The organism is Dyadobacter sp. CY261, assembly GCF_021440085.1.
Taxonomy (GTDB): domain Bacteria; phylum Bacteroidota; class Bacteroidia; order Cytophagales; family Spirosomataceae; genus Dyadobacter.
In genome coordinates this window covers 45505-69617 of record NZ_JAKCPW010000007.1, presented here as the reverse complement: position 1 = coordinate 69617, position 24113 = coordinate 45505, and the positions used below count along the sequence as shown (strand labels likewise).

General features: G+C 45.1%; 15 protein-coding genes and 1 pseudogene. 7 read left to right on the top strand and 9 right to left on the bottom strand.

Annotated elements, in window-relative coordinates:
• Positions 1 to 129: 129 nt before the first annotated feature.
• From LZD49_RS19850 to LZD49_RS19825, 6 genes are all read right to left on the bottom strand, one after another.
• Positions 130 to 1806 carry a S41 family peptidase gene (locus LZD49_RS19850; protein WP_234669320.1) on the bottom strand — a complete coding sequence of 559 codons (1677 nt, stop codon included), beginning with the start codon at positions 1804 to 1806 and terminating at the stop codon, positions 130 to 132.
• Between the two features lie 24 nt (positions 1807 to 1830).
• Entirely contained in the window at positions 1831 to 2253 is a 423-nt protein-coding gene (locus tag LZD49_RS19845; protein WP_234669319.1) for a hypothetical protein, read from the bottom strand.
• 53 nt (positions 2254 to 2306) lie between these two features.
• A complete protein-coding gene (locus tag LZD49_RS19840; RefSeq protein WP_234669318.1) occupies positions 2307 to 2756 on the bottom strand; it encodes a hypothetical protein in 450 nt (149 codons plus the stop codon).
• Positions 2753 to 3358: an RNA polymerase sigma factor gene (locus LZD49_RS19835; protein WP_234669317.1), complete on the bottom strand. Its 606-nt coding sequence runs from the start codon at positions 3356 to 3358 to the stop codon at positions 2753 to 2755. The genes LZD49_RS19840 and LZD49_RS19835 overlap by 4 nt, the downstream gene beginning before the upstream one ends.
• A gap of 367 nt (positions 3359 to 3725) precedes the next feature.
• Entirely contained in the window at positions 3726 to 7274 is a 3549-nt protein-coding gene (locus LZD49_RS19830) for a carboxypeptidase-like regulatory domain-containing protein (RefSeq protein ID WP_234669316.1), read from the bottom strand.
• 116 nt (positions 7275 to 7390) lie between these two features.
• Complete coding sequence (locus tag LZD49_RS19825) at positions 7391 to 11452, bottom strand: hybrid sensor histidine kinase/response regulator transcription factor (protein WP_234669315.1); 4062 nt, start codon at positions 11450 to 11452, stop codon at positions 7391 to 7393.
• Between the two features lie 169 nt (positions 11453 to 11621).
• Between LZD49_RS19825 and LZD49_RS19820 the strand changes: the two genes are divergently transcribed.
• From LZD49_RS19820 to LZD49_RS19800, 5 genes are all read left to right on the top strand, one after another.
• Positions 11622 to 14708, top strand: a complete 3087-nt coding sequence (locus tag LZD49_RS19820) for a SusC/RagA family TonB-linked outer membrane protein (protein WP_234669314.1) — start codon at positions 11622 to 11624, stop codon at positions 14706 to 14708.
• A 21-nt stretch (positions 14709 to 14729) separates the two neighbouring features.
• A complete protein-coding gene (locus LZD49_RS19815; protein ID WP_234669313.1) occupies positions 14730 to 16235 on the top strand; it encodes a RagB/SusD family nutrient uptake outer membrane protein in 1506 nt (501 codons plus the stop codon).
• Between the two features lie 38 nt (positions 16236 to 16273).
• On the top strand, positions 16274 to 18784 hold the full coding sequence (locus LZD49_RS19810; protein WP_234669312.1) for a membrane or secreted protein: 2511 nt from the start codon (positions 16274 to 16276) through the stop codon (positions 18782 to 18784).
• Positions 18785 to 18883: 99 nt separating this feature from the next.
• Entirely contained in the window at positions 18884 to 19315 is a 432-nt protein-coding gene (locus tag LZD49_RS19805; protein WP_234669311.1) for a helix-turn-helix transcriptional regulator, read from the top strand.
• Positions 19316 to 19360: 45 nt separating this feature from the next.
• A complete protein-coding gene (locus tag LZD49_RS19800) occupies positions 19361 to 20404 on the top strand; it encodes a YhcG family protein (RefSeq protein ID WP_234669310.1) in 1044 nt (347 codons plus the stop codon).
• A 200-nt stretch (positions 20405 to 20604) separates the two neighbouring features.
• Here LZD49_RS19800 and LZD49_RS19795 read toward each other — a convergent pair.
• Positions 20605 to 20757 (bottom strand): annotated as a pseudogene (locus tag LZD49_RS19795) (helix-turn-helix transcriptional regulator); the annotation flags it as partial.
• A 134-nt stretch (positions 20758 to 20891) separates the two neighbouring features.
• Here LZD49_RS19795 and LZD49_RS19790 point away from each other — a divergent pair.
• Both LZD49_RS19790 and LZD49_RS36125 read left to right on the top strand, forming a co-directional pair.
• Positions 20892 to 21755 carry a PDDEXK nuclease domain-containing protein gene (locus LZD49_RS19790; protein WP_234669308.1) on the top strand — a complete coding sequence of 288 codons (864 nt, stop codon included), beginning with the start codon at positions 20892 to 20894 and terminating at the stop codon, positions 21753 to 21755.
• A gap of 12 nt (positions 21756 to 21767) precedes the next feature.
• Positions 21768 to 21932 (top strand): hypothetical protein, encoded by a 165-nt coding sequence (locus LZD49_RS36125; protein ID WP_234669307.1) that lies wholly within the window; start codon positions 21768 to 21770, stop codon positions 21930 to 21932.
• A gap of 125 nt (positions 21933 to 22057) precedes the next feature.
• Here LZD49_RS36125 and LZD49_RS19780 read toward each other — a convergent pair whose 3' ends face one another.
• Both LZD49_RS19780 and LZD49_RS19775 read right to left on the bottom strand, forming a co-directional pair.
• Complete coding sequence (locus LZD49_RS19780) at positions 22058 to 22963, bottom strand: alpha/beta hydrolase (protein WP_234669306.1); 906 nt, start codon at positions 22961 to 22963, stop codon at positions 22058 to 22060.
• A gap of 65 nt (positions 22964 to 23028) precedes the next feature.
• Positions 23029 to 24108: an esterase gene (locus LZD49_RS19775; RefSeq protein WP_234669305.1), complete on the bottom strand. Its 1080-nt coding sequence runs from the start codon at positions 24106 to 24108 to the stop codon at positions 23029 to 23031.
• Positions 24109 to 24113: the final 5 nt, after the last annotated feature.

Below are 24113 nucleotides of genomic sequence, written 5' to 3'. Positions count from 1 at the left end.
TGTGCGCCGACACGAAGACGGCTGTGATTATTTTACAATGCTTACGTAGACAATGACATGTACCACGTTACACTACGGCTTAAAGCGACATAATGATGACATTGGGATATAGCATAAAATCATCCCCAATCATTTTTTTGAACCGTCAATCAGATCAAAAGTGTATTGCAAAGCGACATCCATGCCATTGACATACTCAAGTACATCTGGAATTACCTTGTGATCAGGAATAACTCCCCGGTCTGTAAACGAGGACGCTTTGACTTGATTCACATATTTAAACCTTGGTATGATTACCTGAACATGGCTATTGGGCAGTTCTATTTTCATGGTTTGACCGGAGGTATTCCCATTATAGCCACCTCCTGTTTCTTCACCAATGAACGTCGCTTTCAAATTGCTTTTTGTAATGGCGCAGAATTCGGCAGTGGTTGAAAATGACAGGCCATTGATCAGGATAAATACCTTACCCCGGAAATTATATGCTTGTGGCTGTAAAGTCCCGAGTAACGAGTTTTCTTCCTTTGTATAAACCTTGCCAGTTGACTCAACTGATGCATAATACCGGAATGGTTTGCTAGTCAGGTAGGAATAGAGTTGCGCCCCATATTCATCCTGGCCGCCTGCATTGTCACGGAGGTCGATGATCAGATTTTCTACATTCTTTTCATTCAATTCTAAGAAGCTTTTGACAAGGAACTTCTCGAAATACTGGTCTGCTCCACCCAGTCGGTTTCTGTCAAAAGTTTTAATCGTTAGCAATCCCACGCCTCTTTTCGGATATTCCAGACTCAGCATCTGTTCGCTTTTGCGCCCGGCATTTATTTCGCATTCGAAATCACTGGCGAGCCGTGCCGGAACCTGGATCGTTTTAATATCGCCTGCAGTGCTTTTATAATTTACTGAGAATGAATCCGCAAACCCAAATATCCAACGGTACAGAAATGGAAAGGCGCCATTGTTATTAAGTGTCTGGTTTTTCTTGGTTTCAATACTTCCGTCGGATGGCAGATAGCTGAACAATTGCGCTCTGACTTCTAAAATCGGCTTATTGTCAATAGACAAAATTTCAGTTCCTACCGGTAGCCCATCGGTATTGTTACAGCTGATAAATGCCTTATCGTTAACAAAATATAGATAGAGCGGAAATAGTTTTGTCGATTCCAGATAGCTTTTGATCAAAAGTGAAGAGATGTTCGAGCCGGTATGTCCATCCTGAATTTCACTGATTGCGAAAAGAATCTTCCTGGCAAATTCCAGTCTGGTTTGCGGTCGTGTAATTGAAAGCAAGCAGCTGTCAAATACGGCTTGTAGCCTTTCTCTGGATTTATAGCGGTATAAGCCCGGGTGCTCACTTTGAAGATAGTCACGAAAAACAACAAAATCCATGGCCAGCATTTCCGGACTAATCAAAGCCTCTGTGCCTTGCCCAACGTCTCTGATGCTTCCAGCCCCCACAGCGGAGATCCGGGTAAAACAAGAATCTTTCCCGTTTAATAGTACTATAAACTCATAATCGTTACCGGGCAAAACAGAAAAGAAAATGGAGTCAATATCCGTGTAAAAAGTAACATTATGTTTAGAATTAGGCCTTAGTACGTAGTAAACGTCCGGCTTTACTTCCGGAGAAAGATTCCATATCCCTTCCCGAATGACGTACCCGTCTTTGATCTTCACATTTGTAGCAGTTGCTTTTATCACTGGCAAATTGTGCTGTGCAAAAATGCACGTGACCGGCAGATTGAACAGGAGAAAATAGACAATAATTCCCCTTACCCAATACGGGCTAGATTCGATCGATTTCATGATGTTAGTGATTGGGAGTGAGTACTATTTTTCCGAAAAACGGATATAGCAGTAGTAGCCGAAAAATGCAGCTGCAAGGCTGAATGCCATTATTGCAAAGGAATGGGTGCCCCAGGGTCGGGTGTAATGTACGAGCGTCAGGCCAAATCCAAGTCCGGCAAAAATGAAAGACCATTTGATGCCGGATTTTCGATCCTTTCCCGGCTTGTCATTCAAGATAACGGACGCTAGTTCTTCCGGAACCCTCATTTCCAGTGCCTTGCTCTTAATTTGGAAATCAAAAAAACGCCTGAACATTTCCAGGATAAACAGCATTGCAAGTCCCATGCAAATGACGGCAATGCCAATTTTAAGCATATCACTATCCGCAAATGCCTCACTAAATGATTGCGCATTTAAGACCGACGGGGCTAAACTGGCAAATAGGGTAAATGTTATCCTTTTCATGTTTTGTGCTTTATACCGGATTAGACAGTCCGGGAGATTTTTTGTTTCAAAATTCAATTGAAATTTAACTGCTTCATTTTTCCCTGAAATTCCCGGTAACTCTCGATGACCAGTAAGATGGTCAATGCGCCGGGGAAAGCCATTGCAGTATAAAGCACGACCTGGCTCCGGTTGCTAAACAGATCGAGTAATTGTTGGCCAAAAAGAAAAACCATCGTTCCCAGAAAAGCGGCTGAAAGGAACGAAATGCCAGAAACAATCAGTAATTGCCCAACCGGACTTGCCTTAGGTTGTACCAAATGCCCCATCACTACTTCGGGCAGATCGAAATCGAAAGCCGGCCTGGTCTGCTGTCCAACTGCATGGAATAGTAATGTATACTCACGGGCCCGCGCCTGACAGCTTTCGCAATGCCGGACATGTTCTAACGCGGCCGGATTACTGTCGGCCGATTGTAAGGCATATAGTTGAATTTCGGTATCGGTAAGATGGGTTGGTTTCATAATGTCCCGTTTTTATACGCTATTGACAACTGGTCCTTTAATGTTTTCCGTGCCCTGAAAAGATAGCTTTTCACCGTTCCCTCAGGAAGTTCAACGATCCGACCAATTTCGTGGTAGCTCATTTCTTCGTGGTGATATAGCGTGATTAGGATCTTGTAAAGCGGTGGAAGTTTATTGATCTCATTTTCCAGTATTCTTGACAAATCAGCATTCATCAGCTGCTTTTCCAGGTCACTTTCATAAATGTCCGACTGATCGGCGAATTCAGGTCGCCAATCGTTGGCTTCATTTTGCAAGTTTGAAAGATCAATAACAGTCAGTTTCCTTTTTTGCAGGTAATTGGTGCATGTGTTGAACGTGATCTGCCATACCCATGTAGAAAGCTTTGACTGGAACTTAAAACTGCCAAGCTTGTGAAATACTTTTAAGTAAACGTCCTGGGCAATGTCACGGCGGTCTTCCGCATTGGCCACCATTTTGAAAACAATCTGTGTCACCATCCCTTGAGTGCGATCGATCACAGAACGGAATGCCGCTGTGTCCCCGCGTAACACACGCTCGACCAATCGTTGGTCTGACTGTTTATCATCGTTATATTCCATTCCCAGGGTTAGACAGGATGGTGGCAGGAAAGTTGCAAAAAGCTAATCCACGCAGTTAAATGGGCACCCCAGCTTTTAATTACATTTATACACCATGTCTTTTGAATTAAATGTGCTGAAAAGGGCAAATATGCATATCAAAGTCGCAATTACAACCTTAATCCAAATGCCCTCCTGGTTCATAAATACCACCGTTTTCGCGCACGATCATTAAACGACAAATGGGAGAAGTAACCACGGACCGAAGCTCCCTGCCGGCTATGCACATATGAAGAAATATAGATAACTTCAAGAACCGAAGAGTTTCCTGGTTTGTACGGACAGCCCTGGGCCAGAGCTACGATATCCTGGAACATAAGTCACTAGATTATTGAACCCTGATTAGCTGAACGCCCAGCACTGGACGACCGTCAGCTGTAATGCCTTGTATCACGACCCGTAGCGTTCGTACGATGTCTGACAATGGAAAACGCAGCTGGCTATTTCCCTGACTATCGGTTTGTATCATAGGTTTCCAGTATAGCACATCCCGGTCATCAACGGGGCCGGAAATGGTGCTGGCGATTACACCCGCATCGTAGCGTGGTACATAAAATTCACGCTGCACGGATGGATATCCAATGAATTGAATCGGTTGCATACCCTCGTTCGGTTTCGTGCCTGCCTGCATGGAACGCGCACTTTTAGAGTAAAATGCAATTACCCCGTTACCTCCCCGAACCCCGTATATACCCGCTGTGCCAGCATTTTTTAGCAGTTCGACACGTTCAATGTCTCCTGGATTGAAGTTCATCAAAACGGTTCCGTCAGGGTCTTCAATCGGTAAGCCATCCATCAAAAACAAGGGCTGTCTACCGCCCCGAATGGACACCAGATATCCAGGGGGCGCTGTCGGGCTCTCTGGTGCTGCCACAGTTCGCAGTACAGTCACGCCCGCAAAGCGCCCTTGGATCATTTCATACACATTTGGGTAGTTTGGCGATTTCTCATTGAAAATGATCGTGGCATCGGCATGATTGTGTAAGCTCCGCATTTGAATATCATCAGGCCTTTCATTGAATTTCTGCGCTCGAACAGTCACTTCATTCAATTGTTTTGCCGTTTTATCGCGGTAAAATTCGGTGTTTGCCTTTTGCCGAGTCGAGGCTTGTTCCAGTTGAGCTCCCAGCATCGGCCACTTTGGCGTAGAAGACATTTTACTGAATTCCCATAATTTTTCGGGTCCCTCCTGAACCAGAAAGGCTTCTTTGCCAGACATTTTTCTTGAATTACGCCCCGTGATTTGCACCATTAGCGTTGCGGTATCGGCAATAGCCATTCCCGCCATTCGAAAACGCCCTTGCGCGTCAGCCGCTGCCGACCTTACGAACGATTGTCCAGGCTCTGCTGACGCCACAACAATCTGAGCGCCAGGTATGGGTTGATTTTTTGAATTCAGAATGCGGCCGCTGAGCGATACCCCACCAAGCGAATCGGCTGACGACGTGCCACTAACCCGCCGCCAGCCCTGCGTCAGTAGCAGGTCGTCGAGAGATTTACGAGTCTCTGCCGAGTGGTTCATTACGTATTGGTTAGGGTTTTCAACATGCCCACGCAGCTCTCCGGTCAGCAGCAGGTGTGCTGGTAACATTGCCTCGGTGGTATCAGCGGGCACTTTGCTGGCATCGGTAATCGCCGCTGACAAGGCTGCTGACACATTTGATCCGTTATCTTTCAAATTGACGCCCAGGATAACTTCTTCACGTGGCTGATATCCATTTTTATTAAACTTTAATGTCACACGAACTGGCGTGATGAATTCCGGCACAAAAAATAATCGCTCGGCTTGTGGCTTGGCTGTGACATCGTAGAGGGTGACTTGTGCAAGACCAGGCAACCAGCCAATCATCGGCAGGCTTATCTTCGCCAGCCCATTTTGCAGGAAAATTTTTCGCTGATCGACTATCTGACCGTATTGCTGAATCAGAATGTACACGGAGTCAGCAGCGGCCCGGTTGGAGCTCGTGATCGTTAATGCCAGACGGGCTGTATCGCTAATCGCATCGGCTGAAAGCAACAGCCCCTCGTTTTCGGTTTTTGGCAAGAGAATGTGCTGCAACTGGTTGTTATAGTTTACCTCTGCGTAGTAAGTCTGTTCCGGTCTGGGCTCCATTAATACGCTGGTCATTCCATGCTGATTGGTCTGAAACCGGACTACTTCAATGCCCACATTGTCAATAATACGTCCCGCAGTAGGCAAGCCATGACCATTCGGCTGTACGATCTTCACACCTACGCGGGCTGGTAACCCTGAAATCCAGCGACCACCTTCCGGCAAAACCTGAATGTCTAATTGCTGAGAAACGGAATCAATACTTGCTGGTAAGCCGTTCCGAAGCAAATTATGAATCGACACAGACCGCTCGAAAGCGGGGCGTCGCTGCCCGTCATCTTCATCGGTATAGGCGCGCAGGCGATACATTCCTGTCGTAAGGGTATCGGACAGGCGAAAATTGCCCTGACCACGTCCGTCTACCATGCGCACCCACTGGTGCTGCACTAGTTTTCCTGTTGCCGTAATCAGGTCGACGTGCATCGCTGTTTCACCACCGGCTCGCTGGTGACTGGGAGCATCAAGTAAGTACGTGCTCATCCAGAGCCGGTCGCCGGTGGCATAAAAAGGTTTGTCAATGTGTACAAACAATGAGGGAGCCAGCAACTTGAATCGCTCGTTGAAAGCCGCACTGATGTTACCCAGACAGGTGTCAGATGGCGCAAGTTTTCCCTGTGCAGTCAATGCACCGGTTATAGCTGGCTCCATCTCACTTTTTTCGGGTTTCCATTCGGCGGGCAACATGGTTGATAGCCTGTCATCACCCATTGAGCCTTCCGTTTCCATACCCTCAGGCATTGTAATGACTCCATCGGCAGTCATTTGCATCTGTCCGCTTGGCAGTTTCATTTCCGTATAAGCGTAGCGGGCGTCCGGATAGGGGGAGAAACGGGAGGAAGCCTTTGTGTAAAATACGATCAGTTTCATGGGCGAAACCAATCTGCGTTCAGTCGGTAACCGACCGGCTTGAATCACCTTGGAAACCTGAATGGGAATCAAACGTTTGTATTCGCCTACCGCAGCGGCAAGCGTAATGGTCCGACGTTCGACGGAGATTGGCTTAGTAACATCTTCCTGATAAATCATAAAGCCAGCCTGTTCGAAAGTTCCGTCTATCAGGCTGGCCATTAGATGTCGGGTAGATCCTAGGTAAGCAGTCAGCCGATTGCGCCGGAACCGGTCGGCCTGCCGTTCGTTTTCGGGTTTGAGTTCTTCGAACCGGGCAGTACCAGCAGAATAAACCTTCCCCGACGGAGTAGCATCGAAATGCTGCAAATCATAGATCAGCCTATAACCCAGTGCCTGATTATCAATAATTAACGGCTCACTAGCCGTCGCATACAGATGTTTTTTATCTTCCTTAAAGTTAAGAACTTCACTGTTTACAAGCAGGCACTGTCCGCCGAATGGCTCACCAAGGAGTTGCTTTTTAAACTGACGTAAATGTCGTGCCGACCGCTTCGTGTTGCCCCGTACAGTTACAGCATCCAGCATTTGTTCACTTGCTTTGAGCCGGAAATTGGCTTTTTGCGAAGAAGTATTTTCAAATCGGATTTTTTGCATAGCCGACTCATACCCAACAAATGAAGCAACAATTTCCACCGTACCCAGTGAAAGTAAAGTAAGGGTATATGTTCCCTTTTCGTCAGTGACAGCCCCTTGGGTGCTGCCGTTAACATACACACTGGCAAACGGCATCGGTTTTCCAGTGGTGGCATCCGTCACGTTGCCTGTGAGTACTGCACTCGTTTGGCCATAAGCCAGCAGTGGTGATCCTAGAAGAAGAACGGCAGTTATCCAGCAAGTGAAGAGTGAGTAACGCATATTTGATAAATTACTCTCTTTAAAAGAACTCCGCTACGTATATTATACTTTGGTTAAGGTGCAATAGCCCGTACGTTGCTGGTTCGACTCCGGCTAGGTTGACCAAACCGAACTATCTAGAGAATGCGCTCTATATCAAACTTCCTGGAGGAGCTTCTGGCATATTCCTTGGGCGAGACGCCAAACTCCTCCCGAAAACACTTGGAAAAATACGAAAGGTTGGAAAAGCCCACATCGTACATCACTTCGGATACATTCCCTTCATTATTTTCCAGTAGCAGGGAAGATTTTTTGATTCTGTATTTTTTAATGATTTCATTGGCAGAGAATTGCGTCAAAGTTTTCAGTTTACGTGACAAATGGGCTGAGCTCATGCCCATCTCCGATGCCAGCACTTCCACATTGAATTCCGGATCAGAAATGTGTACTTCAACGATACTCATCACTTTTTTGACAAACTTCTCATCCACATTCTCTTTGCCGTCCTCAACTGTCGGTGTCACGATAAGATTGTGACGGACATAAGCTGTCATTTCTTCTTTGCGCTGCAAAAGATTGCCGATCTGCGCATCAAGCAGTTCAATGTCAAATGGTTTGGTAATGTAAGCGTCGGCCCCGATCCTGATCCCTTCAATTTTTTGCGAAGTCAGACTGCGCGCAGTGAGCAATATTACCGCGGTCCGGCTAGTCTTGGGATTGCTTTTGAGCATTTTACAAAACGTAAGACCATCCATAATGGGCATCATTACGTCTGAAATAATTACATCCGGCAAAAATTGAATAGCTTTCCGCAAACCTTCCTCCCCATCACCAGCGATCACAAAGCGATATTTATCTTGAAGTGTGAGGCGGATAAAATCGACCATATCCGGATTGTCTTCCACAATCATCACCAGCGGTTTGTCAGCGCCGGAATGAAGTGGTTCGTACACTTCTGTATTCGAAGATTTCCCCTCGAACACCGGATAAGAATCCGGCTCAGTGCGTTCCACCGCTAGTTGCTCCACATTTCCTTTTGGGAGCAAAATAGTGAAAACACTGCCTTTCCCCGGCTCACTTTCGAGCTGTATTTCGCCACCGTGCATTTTCACATATTCCAGCGTAAGTGCCAGCCCGATCCCCGACCCCATTTCCCGTTTTCTGGATTCGGCGGTTTGGTAAAAGCGTTCGAAGATGCGTTTTTGGTCTTCTACTGAAATGCCTACACCGGTGTCCGAAATGCCTATTTGTAGTGCAAAATCGCCGAAATTTTCGACATTAATCATTTGAACGTCAAACGCAATACGCCCGCCCTTTGGCGTAAACTTGAATGCATTTGACAAGAGATTTAACACGATCGTTTCGATCTTTTCTGCATCCGCAAATATCTCAAATTCAGGTGTGTTGCTGGTGAATGTGTAGTCGACCTCGTGCCTCGCTGCTTTGTCAGCAAAATGTGAGTAAAGCTCCCGCAATAAGCCGATGATCTCAATCTTAGAGGTGTTGAGATACAATTTATCTTCCTGCATTTTCTTGAAATCCAGCACCTGGTTGACAACCCGCAGCAAACGGTGCGAATTCTTTTCAGCCAGGGAGATCAGCTTAAAATTGTCAGCATCCAGCTTTCCATTTCGCATGATCTGGTGAATCGGCGGCAGTATGAGGCTGATCGGCGTGCGCAGTTCGTGGGAAATATTGGTAAAAAATTGTTCTTTCGTTTGCTCTATTTCCTCGGCGTGGGCAATTTCAAGTTTGCTTATTTTCAGCTCATTTTCCAGTTTGATCCTGCCCGAATAGATCTTTAATGCAAAGTAGACACCCGCAACAATCAATAGCAGATACATGACCAAAAATCCTCTACTCAACAACAATGGCGGATTAATGGTGATCTCCGTCTCGCTTGTTTCATTGCTCCATATCCCGTTGTTATTGGTGCCCCTTACTTTAAAAGTGTACGTACCGGGTGAGAGGTTGGAGTACACCGCAAAGTTTTTGTTACCTGAAGTCGTCGTCCAGTTTTCATCAGCTCCTTCTAGCTTATAGGAATACGTGTTCATTTCCGGTTGCCAGAAATGCAATGCTGCGAATTTTAATTCCAGCGAGCGCTGTCCATAATTGAGCTCAATTTTTGACATATGGGAAATATCCCTGTCCAAAATCACGTGGTCATCGACTTTTTCACCAATTTCCACTTCCTTGTTGTTCAGCAACAAATCAGTCAAAACCACCCTGGGCTGATAACCATTTGGGATTGCCTTTTCTGGTGAAAATGATATGTAGCCATTGTCTCCTCCGAAAAACAACTCACCGGAGGCAGATTTGCCCACGCAACCCGCATAGAAACTTTTAATGGGCAGATTTTTATTGAGTGGGTAAAATTCTACTTTGCCGCTTTCAGGCGTAAATTTTTCCAGCGCAGTATTGGTTGCAACCCAGATATTGCCCTTTTGATCTTCCGTGATGGTGGCCCTGGCCATATTGTGGTTCGGGATCGCGTGAAAGGATGCTTTGTTTGTTGAAGGAACATATTTAACCAGTCCATTCTCTGTTGCAGCCCAAATGCTTCCGCTTTTTGCTTGAAAGAAGCTGCTCACCGTTTTGCGATCCGCGACCCTGGCAAAAGGAACGATCCTTTTCTTGACACCAGTTTTCAGATCGAGCCGAAAAAGCTCGTCAAATTCAATCAGCCAGAGCGATTCTTTGTCTGACAAAAATTGATCTGTCTCAGCCTTTGACACCAGTTCAAAATGCAGGTCTTTAACCGCTTTCAAACTTTTCGTCGACTTGAAAATCCCGCCTTCCCAGGTTCCTATGAGCAATGTTCCGTCGGGTGTTTCTACAAAATTGTTAATGTAATTGGAGCCAAGTCCATTTTTTTGCCCCGCAGTAACTGTTTCCATGGTCTGCTTCGCATCATCCCAGACATGAATGCCCGCAACAGTCCCGATCCAGATGCGTTCGTCCCGGTCTTCATGCAAAACGGTCACATTATTGATCATCAGACGTCCCGGCTCGGGCGACTCAATGCTGAATTTTCGGCTCTGACCATTTTCTGGATTAAAACGGATAACGCCGTGCAATGTGCCAATCCAGTAAATTCCTTTTTTGCTGACCAGAAAAGACTTCACCTGACTTCCAATCGTCTGCCCGCCAACTTGTTGTGTCACATGGTGGTATTGGTATAGATTGTCCATCTGATTAACCTTGCTGATCCCGTTGGACGTTACAAACCAAAGCACACCGGCCTGATCTTCAAATATTTGCCAGATCACATTGTTAGCAATGGAATAAGGCGATTGCGGGTTATGAAAATAGCGCTCAGTTGTGTTATTGATAGGGTTATAAATGTTCAAACCAAAATCGGTGCCCAGCCAGACATTGTTATCCTTATCGGTGTAGATGGCTTTGACTACCTCGTTACTCAGTTTGGTCCGGCTGTTCAAATTTTCATGGGCACCAGTAAATGTATTGAAGCGGCATAGGCCAGTCTCAGTCCCCACCCAGAGCAACGAATCATTTCCGGCAACTGGTTTAATGTCGCAGATCAGGTTATTTTGAACACTGAGAGCGCCTTTTCTTTTCAGATCAAAGGTTTTAAAAATGTGATTTTTGGGATTCAGCTGATTCAGTTGATCATAAGTGCCGATCCATAATGCGCCTCTTTTATCTTGAAATATCGTGCGGATCGTGTTGTGGCTGAGCTTGCTGTTTTGTGTGGTTAATGTGGTGAATGTCCTGTTCCGCAGGCTGTATTTGATCAGCCCGGTCATGGTCCCGATCCAGAGATTGCCATTAGTGTCTTTCGAAAAGCAACGTATGTTCGTATGCGTTCCTGTGGGAATGCGGGTGATGGCGAAAGTGATTGTGTTTATTTTACTCAACCCGTTTACAGTCCCAATCCAAAGATCGTCCCCGTCCGCATAAACTGTCTGCACGCCGTTGCTGGGAATGGAATTGGGTGTGCCGTCTTTCTTGAAAACCCTGAAATGATACCCGTCGTACCGGGCCAGGCCGTCACCGGTAGCAATCCAGATAAAGTGATTGCGGTCTTGTGCAACAGCATTGATAAGGTTAGTCGGCAGGCCCTCGCCAACAGAAAGTGTGCTAAAAAATTTCTCCTGCCCGTGCGAACACAGACACGCCAGCATTAAAAAGAAAACAATCCCCCACGTTCTGCTTATCCTGCCTGCCCGACACATTCTCTTTTGGCGTAAAAACTGACTTTCTGAACAAAAAATATAATAAATACCAGACAAATATCAGAAAATTATCGCTTTCCGTCAGATTATTTCTAATCGAAGTTGGACGGCGGATCTACCTTGCAACCATGAATTATAATGTAAAATATAAACTTAATCCATCAATTCCATGAAGAAAATATTACTGCTTTTGCAGATTTTCCTAATGACTTCCTGCACAATGCTCTTGGCGCAGCAAACGGTCATCAAAGGAAAAGTAACTGACAACACGGGCGGCGGCCTGCCTGGCGTAAACGTGGTTTTGAAAGGAAACACGAGCGGAACATCAACAGACCAGAACGGCGATTATTCACTATCGCTTCCCAACGGCGCGACTGGCGAACAGACGCTTGTTTTTTCCTTTATAGGTTATGTCAAACAGGAAATCGCGATCGTGAACCGGACTGTAATTGATGTAAAATTGCTGGTAGACACGCAAAATCTGGATGAAGTGGTGGTCGTCGGATATGGAACCACTGCCAAGAAAAATCTAACAACGGCCATCTCCAAAGTTGATCCTACCAAAATTCCAACATCGGCCAATAACAATGTCTCCGAGCTTCTTTTTGGTCGTGCGGCGGGGTTGCAGGTTACACAGCAAAGTTCGCAGCCGGGCGGTAACATTTCTGTCTCAATCCGCGGGAAAGGCGATCCATTGCTGGTCATCGACGGCGTGGTGTATCCGGGAAACAGTATGGAACCTGGTAACGGTTCTGTTGAAATGCAAGGTGTTAATCGCGGCGGATTAGCTGGGTTGAACCCTAATGACATTGAATCCATTGAATTTCTGAAAGATGCAAGTGCGGCCATTTACGGTGTGTCGGCGGCCAATGGCGTAATGATTATTACAACCAAAAAAGGAAAAGCGGGCCGTATGAGTGTAAGCTACGACGGCAATCGTTCTTTTTCACGAAATATGCCGTATCTCAAACCATTGAATGCATCGGATTACATGCTGTATTTCAATCAATTGAATGTAGACAAATACCAGTCGGACCGCAATATGGCGCCATTTGGAACTGTACCAGCCGACCTGAGCGGCTACACGCAAAAATTTACTGATGAGCAGATCCGTAACGCGGGAGAAGGAACAGACTGGCTTGGAGAGGTTTTGCGCCCGGGAAGCATTGATAACCATAATGTGAGTGTTAATGGAGGCACCGAGAAAGCAACCTACTTTTTTTCCGGCAACTATTTCAACCAGGTTGGATCCATGGAAAAATCCGATCTGACGCGATTCTCGGGCAGGCTGAATGTTTCGTTTGTTTTAAGCAAAATATTCAGACTGAATGTGAATGTGAATGCAAACCGCAATGCCTATTCCAATCCGCAGGCAGGCTGGCAAACGGGCGGGTCGGGTTCGCAGGGTTTTAACGCATTACAAGCCGCACTGGCATACCCTTCCTCTGTTCCTGTGTACAATGCAGACGGAACATATAGCCAGTTCGCTCAGACCGGCAATCCCGTGTCTTTATTAGATATTAAGGATAAAACAAAAGCACAGGGCTTGCTGGCTAATACGTCACTCGACATTGACATTATTCCAAACACGCTGACAGCTAAATTGCTATATGGTAATAATAGCGAATATTCAATTCGTGATTTCTACATTCCCGTTACCGTTTTTTGGGGGCAACTTTATAAAGCAAGGGCTTCACTGGCTGAAACACGCAGACAAAATCAGACGATGGAAGCGACCATGTCATACAAAAAGTCATTCGGCGACTGGCTGAATCTGGATGTTGTTACGGGCGTGGGTCAGTATCTGGAAGATTTTTCAGGTTTCAGTGTAGAAACTTCGGATATGCAGGATGCGATCAATACTGACAACCTGGCTTCTGCTACCGGCCCGAAAGTCATCGGTTCTTACAGGGGAGTTAACAAGCTGCGCTCTTTCTTTGTCCGTAGCAATTTCGATTTTCTGGATCGTTACCTGCTTTCGCTGACCGTGCGTCGCGATGGTGCAGATAAGTTTTTCCCGGATAATAAATACCAATATTTCCCTTCTGTTTCGGCAGGTTGGAAGATTAATAATGAGGCGTTTATGCAAGGTATTCAAACGATCAGCACATTAAAACTGCGCGCCAGCTACGGTATGACGGGCGAGCGTCCGGGCAGCGTTGCTTATGGCGCTTACGGTGCTGATCCTAATGCGGTTACATTTAATAATGGCTCGGCGGTCTATTTTCCTTATCGCCTCACAGCATTTGATAATCCAAACCTGCGCTGGCCGATTACAAAGACGTTTAATGCGGGTCTGGATTTTGGTTTGTTTAAGGAGCGCGTAACCGGTTCTGTGGATGTTTTTACAGAAAACCGCACGCGTTTGCTAAGCAGTGCGACCACCCAGCAATTGTCCATTATCTCAACTTCTCCGATCAATGGCGGTCATCAGCGACGCAAAGGTTTTGAATTCAGCATTAATACGGAGAACTTGAAAACCAAAGATTTCAGCTGGAACACGACATTGAATGTCACGCATTTTACAAACCGCTGGGTGACCCGTTTCCCGAACGATCCTCCCGCCCAGTATGGTCAAGTGAATGATCCTGTGGGTGGCGATATTATTTATGTGTATCAGACAAACGGCATTTTACAAGCAGGACAGGAAGTGCCTGCCTGGCAGCCGGCATCTGCCAGTAAGCCTGGAAACCCCATTTTTGTCGATAACAATGGCGATGGAAAATTGGATTTCAATGATGTTAAAAGCTACTCCGGGATCCCCAAAGCCATCGTCGGATTTGGTAACAACTTCACCTATGGCAAGTTTGACCTGAGCGTATTTTTCTACGGGCAATACGGTGCGTGGGGTAATGACTTCACTACGCTGTGGGGTGATCCGGTAAGTTTGCTGTCGAGCAACCAAAGCGGAACAGAGCGAATCAAAGATGCATGGAGCACGTCCAATCCAAACGGAACGCTACCTGGCGCAGCTTACAATGAAGGTGCGATTGCATTGGATGCCGGACTTGACACTCGGCTTGTAAAAAGGGATTTTCTTCGCTGCCGGAATGTCACTCTGGGCTATACCATCAATTCAGGTGGTTTGACCAAATATGTGAAGAGCCTCAGACTTTTCGCGGATGTACAAAACGCATTCATCCTGACAGGTTTCAAAGGCGTCGATCCAGAGATTCAGGCGAGCTCTATCAAAGGCGGGCCAGCCCCTTATCCGATGGTAAGAACGGTATCACTTGGTTTGAGAGCTAATTTTTAACATTTCGACATCCAAAATCACATGAAAAAGATAATCATTGCCGGTATACTGGCTGCCAGCTTATCCATTACCAGCTGCGAGAAAAACTTTGATCCGGTGCTCACCGGCGTACTTTCCCCTGCCAATTTTCCAAAAACCGAGGCAGACTTTAAACTTTATGCTTTGCAGGCCTATAAGCCCTTTGGTTCCAAATGGGGATATAGCGATGTGGAATACCAAAACATGTTTTTCAGCCCGGAATACGGACATCTGGCGATGTTTGATCTACCCACGGATCAAATGAATGTGTTTACGGAGTGGGGCGGTTTCTGGGAATTTTTTAGCAAAGGAGATTTTACATTTCTGAGAACGCAGGGCAAACAAAGTCATTTTGAAAAAGTGCGTTATATCACCAGAATGACTCAGGTTATTGCCGATATTGAAAAAGCAACCATTAGCGATGCCGCCAAAAACAAGTTTATTGCCGAGGCCAGAATGGGACGCGCCTGGACGATGTACTATCTGTTGCACATGTACGGTCCAGTGCCAGTGATATTTGACGCGTCCAAGATCAACACCGATGCCGAAAGTGACCTGACGCGCCCATCGCGGGAAAATTATGTATCGATGATTGCAGCTGATCTCAATTTTGCGGCTGAGAATCTGGAATTAAGTCCTTCGGAATATGGCAGGTTCAACAAAGGGTTGGCACTGGGGATGCTTACGCGGTTATATTTGAATGAAAAAAATTGGGCTGAGGCCGAAAAAGCGGCGCGGGCAACGATTGCATTGGGCAAATACAGCCTCGTTTCCGATTACGCCGGATTGTTCCGCGAATCGACGGAAGTGAATACAGAAACCATTTGGGCTGTGAACTGTGACCCGGTTGCACCTACTAATGGTGAAGGCGGCGGCAATTTTAATGCGATGGCGTTGTATTGTCTACCAAACGACTTCAAAAGTATCAAGCTTGGTGGTGGCTGGGCCAACCCGAGCGGCGTCTTCTGCCCTACCTGGGCATTTTACGACACATTTGATCCAGCTGACAAGCGGAGGAATCTGCTGGTTGCGACGTATACCGACAAAACCGGCAAAGCGAGAAACCGCACCAACATGCGGGGTCCCGTTTTGAGAAAATATCCTGACGAATCTTCGCCGGGTGCTGATGTTCAGGGGAATGACATGCCGGTTCTTAGGTACGCTGATGTAACGCTAATGCTCGCTGAGGCCATTAATCAGTTAACAGGCCCGACGGCTGAGGCTATTGCGCTGGTGAATGACGTGAGAACGAAACATGGTGGCGTTGCAGCACTACCCGCGACGGCTAAGGCTTCGAAAACTGCATTCAATGACGCTATTCTGCGGGAAAGAGGCTTCGAGTTTTATTTTGAAGGCATCCGGAAGATCGACCTGGTTCGTCACGGAAAATGGTCATCCGCGCTGGAAGCAGCGGGAAAAGTAAACCACGGCCCGTCTGAATTATTTCCTTTACCGCAATATGTGATCAATGTAGGTGAGGGAAAAATCGAACAGACACCCGGATATTGATATTAAAAAAACAACTGACCCATTAACCTTTTCTTAAAATGAAGATTGCCCTTACCTTTTTACTCCTCCTCTTTTTTGCTTGCCCAATCGCTTTTTCGCAAAAGTCTCAGGATGTTTATGTGGACAAAGATGGCGTGATGCGCTGGGGTACGACGAATGAGGAAGTAAAGGGGTTTGGGGTAAATTACACCGTTCCTTTTGCCTACGCTTACCGTGTGGCAAAACAACTGAATGTGTCCCCGGAAAAAGCCATTGACGATGATGTGTACCATTTCTCCCGCTTGGGTTTTGATCTTTACCGGGTTCACGTCTGGGATACAGAAATCAGCGATACGCTAGGCAATTTGTTGGAAAATGAGCATTTGAAACTGCTGGATTATGCATTAAAAAAAATGAAGGACCGCGGTATTAAGTTCGTGCTCACACCCATTGCCTACTGGGGAAACGGCTGGCCGGAAAAGGATGAAAAGACACCGGGATTTTCCCGGAAATATGGAAAAGCAGCTTGTCTGACTAATCCCGATGCGATCCAGGCGCAGCAAAATTATTTGTATCAGTTTTTGAATCACGTCAATCCTTACACAGGAATTGCCTACAAAAATGAACCGGACCTGATTGCCTTTGAAATCAGTAATGAGCCTCAGCATGGCGGGAAAGCCAGCGATGTGACAGCATTCATTAACGGCATGACGAGCTCGATGCGAAAGACCGGCTGTAAAAAACCGGTCTTTTATAACATTAGCCACAGCATTCACCTCGCGCAGGGTTATTTTGATGCTGATATTCAGGGCGGAACATTTCAATGGTATCCCACCGGATTGCAGGCCAAACATGAGATCATGGGCGATTTGCTGCCAAATGTGGACGACTACAAAATCCCCTTCGCAGCCAATCCGAGGTTTAAACAAATGGCGAAGATCGTCTATGAATTCGATGCTGCGGATGTGGGCCGCTCTTACATTTATCCCGCCATGGCGCGCAGTTTCCGGACGGCGGGCATGCAGCTTGCCACGCATTTTGCCTATGACCCAACCTTTTTTGCATATGCCAATACGGAGTATGACACACATTACATGAACCTGATTTACACGCCGCAGAAAGCTTTAAGCTTAAAAATAGCGTCGGAGGTTTTTCACAATGTGCCGCTTTATAAAGATTTTGGCAAATTTCCCGCAGATACCGCTTTTGGTGATTTCAGGGTGAGTTACGGGCAGGATTTGGCGGAAATGGTGACGAAGGAAAAATTTATCTATACTAACAATACGGCCACCCTTCCCCGCAATACAGCAGCATTAGAACATATCAGCGGCTCGGGCAACTCGGCGGTTGTAAAATACGAAGGAACGGGCGCGTATTTCCTGGACAAGCTTGAAAATGGCGTGTGGCGATTGGAAGTTTTGCCTGATGCGATCTGGGTGCAGGATCCATTTGGCTACAATAGTTTGGACAAAGTGCTTGCTGTGATCAACTGGCGACAGTGGCCGATGTCGGTACAGCTACCGGATTTGGGAGATGAATTTGAGATCAGACCATTGAATAAGGGAAACACGGCTAAAAGTGTCATGACCAAAAATCAGAGATTTGACATTACTCCCGGCACTTATATGCTCGTTAAAAAAGGGGCTTCAAGCAAGTTGAATGCAACCAGCAAATGGAAGAATATCACATTGAACGAATTCGTAGCACCTGAAACAACGCTGACAAAAACCCACGTGCTTCACACGCCAATGAAGGAGGTTTCAGCGGGCGAAAGCGTACCAGTCAAAGTGCAGATTGTATCTTTAAAAAAGCCCGAAACTGCCAATATCAGAATTCTTACACAAGGTGAAAAGCCTGCGGACTTGGAATTAGCGCACGTGGGTGGCTATCATTACTCTGCACTTATCCCATCTGAAATCTTGAAAGGCAATGTATTGAAATACAGCATTGTAACCAGAGATAACGGAGTAGAAAACCTGTATCCCTCCGACCAAGAAAAACCTTTTGAAACCCAAATTCAGCCGAAATCTTCACCGGTCACCATTTTTAACGCTGCGCAGGATCACGAACAATTATTAAGACCATATCTGAAAACTTCACGCTTAACGCCCACAACCGAAACCGGACCTTCCGAACTGAATATAAGCCCAGAAAAAGCGGAAGAATATGCGATGCGGTACAATTTTAAAAGCAATATAGCGGGCCGTACTTCGGATTTGTCATCGAGAAAGAAGCTGGTCTTTTACGGACGCTCACTCAATGAGAAACCTTGCACCATTCAGCTTGCTTTAATCGGCAAGGATGGTTCCGTATACGGCGCGACATTGGATGTGAAACCGGAAAACAGCACATATGCTGTGTCGCTGGACAATCTTAAAAAAGTAGATTTCATCAGTCTCCCGCGCCCTTACCCGGGATTTTTACCCTATTCGTTAGACACCACTCCGAAGGCTGGCAAAGTAGATTTAATGAATGTTGAGACATTACAGATTGCCATCCTAACACAAGCAACCGATCAGCCTCAAAAATCCCTTGTGGGTATCGCCATTCAGAAAGTGACTTTGGAATGACATAACCTCCCGGTAACTTACATTGGGTCCCAGTAATTTATCCGAGCACTTCCCGGAGGATTTGTATAAATTGCCTTTTTTACGAAACACCTTTTTCCAATGTCACATACTACCTCTAATCCGAAGATCCACGAAGGCCGTAACTTGAAGAGATTCAGGGAAATGCTTCAAATCAAACAAGATTATCTGGCGTTTGAGCTCGGCGAAGACTGGAACCAGCAGAAAGTCTCTTTACTCGAACAAAAGGAAAAGATTGACTCCGATATTTTGGAGCAAGTGGCGGCGATCTTGAAAATTCCAGTTGAGGCGATTCGGAATTTTGATGAGGAGAGAGCCGTGAATATTATTGCAAATACTTTTCAGGAATTTCACGATCAATCTGCCGGGGTGAATTTTCAGCCAAATTACAATATCAACCCGGTTGAAGAAATCATGAAATTTCACGACCAAAAAATGGAGCTTTATGAGCGGATGTTGAGGGAGAAAGATGAGATGATGGGACGGTTGGAGCGGTTGATTGGGAACAATTGAATAGGAAGCTCTTTTTCCAATAAAATATAAAAAAATAACACACCTATGAATAGATCTGACACTCCAGCAACATCTTTTATACACGATGTTGTACAAATTTTACAGCTGGCGCGGCAAAAAACTTATAGTGCGATAAATAGTGAAATGGTGATCGCCTATTGGCAAATGGGAAGAAGGATAGTTCAGGAAGAGCAAAATGGAGAGCAGAAAGCCACATATGGTGAGGCAATTTTGAAAACGCTTTCCGTCGCCCTTACCGCTGAATTAGGCAAGGGGTTTTCTTACGCTAACATTAGAAATTTCAGACAATTTTATCTTACATATCCTGACGAAGCAATTTGCTACACAGTGTGTAGCAAATTGTCATGGAGCCACAACAGGCTCATTATGAGAGTAGAAGTTCCAGAAGCAAGGGTGTATTACCTAAAAGAATGTTCAAACCAAATGTGGAGTGTAAGGACGTTGGAGCGCAATATCAATTCCCATTATTATCAGCGTTTACTTTCTTCGCAAACCAAATCAGACGTTTCTATTCTTGATCAAGACTCCGATAAGATTCCAGCCAACGATTTTATTAAAGATCCATATGTTTTCGAATTCCTAAATATTGCCGAACCAGTTAGTGCATTGGAGCAGGACATTGAAAAAGCTTTAATCGGAAACTTGCAACAATTTTTACTAGAATTAGGAAAAGGCTTTTCCTTTGTCGGACGACAATTTAGGATCAGCACAGAAACAAGTCATTTCTATATTGACCTCGTTTTCTACAACTATCTTCTTAAATGCTTTGTACTTTTTGATTTAAAAACAGGCAAGCTAACACACCAGGATACGGGGCAAATGGATATGTATATTCGAATGTTCGACGACCTGAAAAAACAAGATGATGACAATCCAACGATTGGAATTATTCTTTGTACTGAAAAAGATGAAACTGTTGTGAAGTATAGTATTTTGAATGATAGCAAGCAATTGTTTGCTACGAAGTATATGCTTTATTTGCCAACAGAGGAAGAATTGATTGCGGAGATTGAGCGGGAGAGACGGCTTCTGTCAATGCAATTGAAAGGAAATGAAAAATTAAAATAAATGGAAGAAAATTCCACCGGGGAAAGAATAAGAAGTCAGTTTTAATCACGCCAATTGATGAAAGTACTGAAACTGATGTTTTTTTTTCGGATACCACAAGTGTTAAATTCTATTAAAGAAGGTATTGAAGGCTGGAAGAGTAACTTCCAGCCGCGATCTTAAAAACATATGGGCAGATATTCTGTAAACTTGTAATCAAGTCACCCAACCCTAACCCCAATCAACTCCCCTCCTAGCTCCTCCTCAATCCGGAAAATCGTTTCAATCGTTAAATTGCTACTCCCTTTGACCCAAGAATTGACAGTTTGAAGAGTTACCTGCGACTTCTCCGCCAAATCCTTTTGGCTCATTCCAAGTTTTTGTAGCTAATCAAAAATACATCAGATTAGCCGCCGGTCAGTATCAATTATCCTACAACCAGACTTTCATCGGGGCGTTTCAGCCACTCTCTGTAAATTCCGAGATTTATAAAACACACTAAATCTGAATGCATCTTACTTCCAACCAGTACCCGCAAATTCTCGCGGAACTAAAAGTTACCATCCGTCAAAGTCGCCTTAAAGCATCCCTTTCGGCCAATGCAGAAATGCTGATGCTGTATTGGCAGGTCGGAAAAACGATCGTGGAGCAGCAGAAAGCCGCAAGTTGGGGAGCGAAAATCATCGATCAGTTGGCATCAGACCTTCGAAAAGAATTCCCCAACATGCAGGGACTTTCGCCCAGAAACCTCAAATACATGCGACAATTTGCGACTGCATACCCCGACCGGGAATTTGTGCAAGCGGCACTTGCACAAATTACGTGGTACCATCATATCACACTTTTGACCAAAGTCAAAGAGCCGGAGGAAAGGCATTTCTACATTCGAGAAACCGCGACGCAGGGATGGTCCAGGGACGTGATGGTCGCCCAGATCGAGACGGGTTATTACCGTAGAAAAGGCTATGCACTCACCAATTTCAACAAAACATTGCCCGACCCAATGTCGGATTTGGCTAAATACATTACAAAAGATCCATATGTATTTGATTTTCTGACGCTGGCAGATGAACACAATGAAAAAGATCTCGAAGATGCATTAACCGATCATATCACAAAGTTTCTGTTAGAGCTAGGAGCTGGATTTGCCTATGTGGGCCGACAATATCATTTGGAAGTTGGCGAACAAGACTTCTTTATTGATCTGCTGTTTTATCATGTGAAGTTGCATGCCTATGTAATAGTCGAATTGAAAAGAGGAAAGTTCATGCCGGAATATGCCGGGAAATTGAATTTCTATCTATCTGTAATCGACGACCAACTTAAATCAGAAATAGATCAGCCGAGCATTGGAATATTAATATGTCAATAGAAAGACAAAGTTGTGGCGGAATATGCATTAAAAGACATCAGTAAGCCAATTGGAATTTCTTCCTATAAATTGACTGAATCCATTCCGGAAAATTTGAAGGGAAAACTGCCTTCGATCGAAGAACTGGAAAAGGAGCTCGAAGTTTTGACGAGTCAGGATGTTGCAGACAATAGTTGATATATTCCTTTTTTAATTCACCCCACCTCAACCCCAATCAACTCCACACCAAAACCTCCCCAATCCGCACAATCTTTGCGGCTGCGCGCTCTTTCCAACTTATTAAAAGGTAGCGCTCAGTACCCTTACTTTTTCTGAACCATCCCAATATCCGTTAACCACCACAAAAAACTTTCAGGCCAGTATTTCAGGGTTTCTCCTTTTGTAAAATCCATGGCAAATCCATGAGAGCCTTTATTGTAAATATGCATTTCGGCCGGAATCCCTGCTTTCAGCAACGATGAATAAAAGTCAACACTTTTGGAGGCCTTAGTCAACTTATCGTCGTGGGCATTGATGATAAAAACCGGCGGACAACTTTCCTTTTGAACAGTATAATTCTTTAAAAATGCAGCATAAAAAAGACCTGCGAAATTGGGTTTCCAGCTCACCTTCCCGGAGCCCTCATTTATTTCGTCGGTTGCAGCGAGTTCTACAGCCAATGTTCCACCAGCCGAAAAACCTGCTATGCCAATTTTGTTCGGATCAATTTTAAGTTTAGCTGCATCTTTTCGCAAAGTGATAATGGCTTGCTTTGCATCATCGAATGCCGCTTCGAAATATGTATCTCTGGGAATTACAAAATTTTTGCTGCTATCTCTGGTATTCAAGCGATATTTTAGCACCATCGATGCCACGCCCTGTTCTTTTAGCCAAAGTGCAAGGTCGGTTCCTTCCCGATCGAACCAATTATCTACAAAACCGCCTCCGGGACATATCACTACGGCGACCCCAGTTTCTTTTGCGGGCGGTGGCAGATGAAGAACGTAAGTTGGAACGGACACTTTGCGAAAGACCCGGTTCTTCTTTGAAAGAGACTGGGGATTTACATCGAAATTTACCACCTCTTCGGCAGGATATTTCACGGGATTATCTTTGATACCCGACGGCCATAGTGGTTTTTCTTCGGATGTTTGGGCATCAACGGTAAGTCGCAGGGTAAGCGAAAGACCAAGTGTTAAAAGAATTATCGAAATGTTTTTCAAGTTCATAGCGTAAGATTTATAATCAGAAACTCTTCAAAAAATAAGAATTTAGTTTTTTCCTTAGGACAAAATCAATTTTTAAAGATTTCCTGCAAGGTCGTAGCGAGGTATTGCTTGCAATTTATCCAGTTGTGCCCGCCAGGTACGATATAACTTTTGACACGGATTTTCTTGTCCTCAAACATGGCAATGTTCTTTTTCACGCTTTCGTATAAGAAATCATCTGTACCCACACTGATGGTAAGCAGCTTTAACTGGCTGTTGATTTTGTTGGCGTCAGGAGAATAATTCGAAAAGTTTTTTTGAAACTCTTCCGTAGCGGTATAGGGTGCATAAGAACATATGTAGGCAAACTTGTCGGTGTTAGTTAATCCAATATTAAGCGTTTGGCCTCCACCGACAGAGAATCCTGCAACGGCTCTATGCTTACTGTCCGTAAGAACCGGGTAGTTCGATTCAACAAAAGGGATAATATCGTTCACTACATCTTTGGTAAAATCGGACATTGGAGCAGGCCTGACATTACCATAAGGCATCACAATGATCATTGGAACTGCATTGCTTTCTGCAATCAGGTTATCCGCAATCAGATTAGCACGTCCTACTTTGGTCCATGTTTCTTCTGTATCTGACCCTCCATGTATTAAATAAAGTACAGGATATTTTTTTGTGTCGTTTGGTTTAAATCCGGGAGGTGTATAGATCAACAATTGGCGGGTTGTTCCAAGTGTTTTTGATTGATAATAACGATAGCTGATCTTTCCATGCGGAACATTTTGCAGGGAATGAACCAGCGGTGTTTTTCCAGGAATCTCAATGATGCTGCGCTTAAAGCGTTCATTCGCAAAAATATGGGTGTTATTTGGATCTGCGATCTGTACACTATCCACCAGGAAGGAATAGGGATAAATTTCCGGCTTCACCGGGCCAATCGTAACGCTCCAAATACCCGACGTATCTTTGGTCATGGACTGTGGAGCATCCAGGAACTCTCCGCTCACCATTACCTTTTTAGCCGTCTTTGAATAGTATTTGAATGTTACCTTGTTATCAGCATGTACTTGTGGTGAACCGATAGAAGGTGGCCGTTGGGCAAAAGAGTTGGTCGACCCCAAGAATATCAGGATTATGATAGAAATGAAGTATTTCATCGCTG